The organism is Pseudomonas monteilii NBRC 103158 = DSM 14164, assembly GCF_000730605.1.
GTDB classification, from domain to species: Bacteria; Pseudomonadota; Gammaproteobacteria; order Pseudomonadales; family Pseudomonadaceae; genus Aquipseudomonas; species Aquipseudomonas monteilii.
In genome coordinates, this window is record NZ_BBIS01000102.1 from 1 (window position 1) to 2,897 (window position 2,897).

3 protein-coding genes and 3 tRNA genes are annotated in these 2,897 nt (G+C 56.7%); all 6 read right to left on the reverse strand.

Annotated elements, in window-relative coordinates:
- Positions 1-93: 93 nt before the first annotated feature.
- The 6 genes from PM2_RS29260 to birA all read right to left on the reverse strand — a co-directional run bounded on the left by PM2_RS29260 (position 94) and on the right by birA (position 2,664).
- Positions 94-169 (reverse strand) — tRNA-Thr (locus tag PM2_RS29260).
- A gap of 29 nt (positions 170-198) precedes the next feature.
- Positions 199-272: transfer RNA gene (locus PM2_RS29265), tRNA-Gly, on the reverse strand.
- Positions 273-296: 24 nt separating this feature from the next.
- Positions 297-380, reverse strand: a tRNA-Tyr gene (locus tag PM2_RS29270).
- A 152-nt stretch (positions 381-532) separates the two neighbouring features.
- A complete protein-coding gene (locus tag PM2_RS29275) occupies positions 533-958 on the reverse strand; it encodes a hypothetical protein (RefSeq protein ID WP_016715910.1) in 426 nt (141 codons plus the stop codon).
- 7 nt (positions 959-965) lie between these two features.
- On the reverse strand, positions 966-1,715 hold the full coding sequence (locus PM2_RS29280; RefSeq protein WP_016715909.1) for a pantothenate kinase: 750 nt from the start codon (positions 1,713-1,715) through the stop codon (positions 966-968).
- Positions 1,705-2,664, reverse strand: a complete 960-nt coding sequence (birA, locus tag PM2_RS29285) for a bifunctional biotin--[acetyl-CoA-carboxylase] ligase/biotin operon repressor BirA (protein ID WP_016715908.1) — start codon at positions 2,662-2,664, stop codon at positions 1,705-1,707. Before birA ends, PM2_RS29280 begins: the two co-directional genes overlap by 11 nt.
- Between the last annotated feature and the right edge of the window lie 233 nt (positions 2,665-2,897).

Consider the following 2,897-nt stretch of genomic DNA (forward strand, 5'->3'; position numbering starts at 1 on the left):
CTTTTCCTTAGCCATCGATACAATCCTCCGCAGAAGAAATAGTCTTGCGCTGATAAAACAAAGGCAGATATTTTCATATCTGCCTTGTTTATATGGAGCTCTTGAGCGGATTTGAACCGCTGACCTCACCCTTACCAAGGGTGTGCTCTACCAACTGAGCTACAAGAGCGAAACACTTTGCGCAAAATCCGGCAAACTTGGAGCGGGTAGCGGGAATCGAACCCGCATCATCAGCTTGGAAGGCTGAGGTTCTACCACTAAACTATACCCGCGGAGCTTGCGGCTCTCGCTAAAACTGGTGGAGGGAGAAGGATTCGAACCTTCGAAGCTCTCGCAACGGATTTACAGTCCGTCCCCTTTGACCGCTCGGGAATCCCTCCAGATGTGGCCGGCATTCTATTTGTCTGCCACCCTAGTGTCAAGCGTTTTTTCAAATTTTTTCAATCAAATCTGAAACTTAGCTGCTTTGACACCGCTTCCAGTTCTACCACCTGAGTGGTGTTCCCTGTGAAGCGGGCGCCATTCTATCAAGCTATTCGCCAGTTGCAATACCCTGGCAGAAAATAATTTTATGTTTTAAGTCTTTGAAATCATTGGAAAGAGCTGAGAGTACCGTTTGGTCCAGCAAACGCTCGCTTTCCGGTGCAACCTTGAGCCAGCGCCCATCTGCCCCCGGCAGCTGCCCCACCACTGGCAAGGTCGCAATATCTAGGCTCAAGAGGCGCTGACGCAGCGCATCCAGCTGCCCCTGCCCCATTACCCCACCCACTACCAGGCATTCATCACGACGCTTGGGCGGCGCCGACACGCCTGTTTCACGCAGCAGACGGATCTCTTGCTGATTCCCCTTGTACAGAGACAGCGGGGCGACTTCCTTAATCTTCAGCGGGGCTTCCTGCTGATGCCACACGTAATAGAAGACGTTGAGCACCAGTAACAGCAGAAACAACCAACGCATAGGCACCTCAATCCAATGGGCAGGCCATGGCCAGGCCAACGAAAACCAGGTCTGGCACAACACGCGCCTGGGGCACAGCCTCCCTTACCAGTGGCGCATCACCCCCAGTGAGAAATACCGTGAACGTGTCCCCCCACAGCGCACGCGCCTGATCAAGCTGGGTGCGCGCAAAACCCTGGAGCATCAACACACAACCGCGCTCGACCGCTTCGACGGTTGAGCGCCCGGGAGACAGACTGGTCAATGCGCGCTCGGCGGAGGCATCGTCGTAGCGGATACGCCGGGTATGGGTGCGCAGTTGGCTACGCATCAAAGGCATGCCCGGGCAAATGTAACCACCCAGATGCTCACCATCCGCTGCAACGAAGTCCGCTTTTGCAGCAGTGCCCAAGTCAATGACCAGGCACGCGCCCTTTGCCAAGTGAAATGCACCCAGCGCAGCCAGCCAACGATCCATACCCAGACGCTGATAATCGTCATAGCCATTGCGCACGCCGGCCATTTCCCGCGCCGGATGCGCAACACGCGCCTGAACGGTAAACGCCTGGGCAATCAATGAACACAGCGCATCGGTTTCTTCCTCGCTGCGCACACTGACAATGCGACAGCCCGTAAGACGCACCGAAGCCAACGCAGCCACTTCAGCGAGCAACGCCTGATCGGAATCGACGATCCCGCCACCTTCAATGACTGCATCAGCAGCATGGATTACCCGCCACTTGATGAAGCTGTTACCGCAATCGAGCTCAAGAATCATCACGCAACCTCAAACTGAGCTCACCACCACTGAAGCTCTTTTCCACTCCGTCCACCTCAAGGCGCAAGCCACCCTGCCCGTCGACGCCGAGAACCACACCATCAATATGCGTGCTGCCAGCAACCAGCGAAACATTGCGCCCCTGCCAAAGGTGCGCCTGCTCCCATTCCTCCAGGAATGCTGCAAATCCGTAACGACGATGCCGTGCCAATTCATGCTGCAGCTGCTGGCTGAGCGATGCCACCAAGTGATTGCGATCAATTGTCGCACCCACCTCACGTCGCATCGAGGTCCACTGTTGGTCGACATGATCGTTCACCTGCATGTTCACATTGATACCGATACCCAGCACCACATGGCAGACATCAGCAGGGTCGCCCACCAGCTCCAGGAGAATGCCGGTAATCTTCTGCCCGCGAACCAGCACATCGTTGGGCCATTTGAGCCCTACCTCTTTTACGCCGAACGCCTGCAGGGTGCGCATTACGGCCAATCCCACCACCAGGCTCAAACCTTCGAGCTGACGCATGCCGCCATCCACTCGCAATACAAGGCTGTAATAGAGGTTTTCAGCGAATGGGCTGATCCATTGACGGCCACGCCGGCCCCGGCCGGCACTCTGCCGCTCGGCCAGCACGATAAACGGAGCTACCTGCCCTTGGCCGGCAAGCCGCAAACCTTCTGCATTGGTCGAATCAATCGATTCGTGGATGAACACTGGCCACTGCTCGCCTTCGGCATAACCAGCGATTGCCTGTGCTTCGAGCAAGGCGAGCGGTGCCGCCAGCTGATAGCCGCGACCACGAACCTTATGAATGGTGAGGTTCAGTTCACTCTCCAGGTGCTGCAGTTGCTTCCAAACGGCACTGCGACTCACCCCGAGGGCTGCCCCCAGGGCTTCACCGGAATGGAACCGGCCATCCTTGAGGAGATTCAACAACTTCAGCATGCCAGTCTCGACTTGGAATAAGGCAGGCATGATAGCCATGGGCTGTTGGCTTGCATAGGAAAAGGGCCTGTAAGCGCGGCCTTGTGTAGCGATCCCTGTGGGATTCGGCTTTTGCCGCGAAGCAGGCGACCCGGCGGGTGGCACCGGCGTTGCCGGTGTTCGCGGCTAAAGCCGCTCCTACAGGGATCTGGGTAAAGCCGAGACTTGCGTGGGCTTGGCTTTTTCAGGCCACA